Genomic DNA, 1148 nt, shown 5'->3' with positions numbered 1-1148 from the left:
CCGCAGCCGCCCGCTGAGGCGCCGAAGGCCGACGACGCCAAGCCGGAGCCTCCGAAGGACGCCTAGGCGCCCATCAGCAGGATCAGGTGGCGTTCACCGACGCCCGCCGACAGGGCCTTCCCTGGCGCGGCGCCGTGCGCCATCACCACCGTGCCGGGGCGGCTGCGCGGCACCCGGTTCCCCGAGCCGAGCTGCCCGCTGCCGCCCGCACCCCACGTCAGCGGCGTCCCGTCGGTGAGGATCGCGGCGCCGTAGGCCTCGCCCGCGAACACCTGGGCGACGCCGCGCAGCTTCGGGCCGTGGCTGCCGGCGACGGCGACCGGGGTGGCGCGGAGCTTCACGGACCGGTCGCCGAGCTGCCCGGCCGTGTTGTTGCCCCAGGCGACGACCGTGCCGTCCTTGCGGAGCGCGTAGTTGTGCTTCTCCGCAGCGCTGATCCCGGTCACGTCGCGGAGGGCGCCCTTGCCGCCCACGCCGGACACGAGGCCGGGGGTGAGCCGGTCCCGGCGCGACCCGTCGCCGAGCTGGCCGAGGTCGTTGTGGCCCCAGGACGCGACCCGCCCGTCCTTCAGCAGCGCCAGCCCGTGCTGCCCGCCGATCGCGATGCGGGTGACGCCGGTGAGCCGCCGGGCGCCGTCCAGGCCGCGCACCGGCACAGGCAGCGCCCGGTCGCGGCGGGTGCCGTCGCCGACCATCCCGTAGTCGTTGGCGCCCCACGCGAGCACCTGCCCGTTGCGGCGCAGCACCAGCTCGGTGTGCCCGTCGGCGGCGATCGCGGTGACGTTCGTGAGCGGCCTGCGGCCGTTCGGCGCCCGCACGGTCGTCGGCACGCGGGGGCTGGTGCGCTTCCCGGTGCCGCGCTGCCCGTGGCCGCCCGCGCCCCACGTCACGACGGTGCCGTTGCGGCGCAGCGCCATGGAGAAGTCGTTGTTGGCGCTGATCGCGACGACGTCGTCCAGCGTCCCGGAGTGCCCGTCGGGCGCGCGGACGGGGACGGGGACGCGGCTGTCACGCCGGGTGCCGTTGCCGAGCTGCCCCTGGTCGTTGGCGCCCCACGCGACGACCTTGCCGCCGCCGACGACGGCCAGCGAGTGCCGCCCGCCGCCCGCGACCGCGCGCCCGACGGGCACTCCGGGACGCTGGACGAC

Annotated in this window: 1 protein-coding gene; it reads right to left on the bottom strand. The window is 77.2% G+C overall.

The window, feature by feature from the left end; translation table 11 throughout:
* Positions 1 to 62: 62 nt before the first annotated feature.
* Positions 63 to 1148, bottom strand: a 1086-nt coding sequence (locus HUX53_RS34570) for a chromosome condensation regulator RCC1 (RefSeq protein WP_176407484.1), incomplete at its 5' end; no start/stop codon positions are given.

It is taken from the genome of Actinomadura sp. BRA 177, from assembly GCF_013372625.1.
Lineage (GTDB): Bacteria > Actinomycetota > Actinomycetes > Streptosporangiales > Streptosporangiaceae > Spirillospora.
This window is presented reverse-complemented; position numbering and strand designations above follow the sequence as displayed.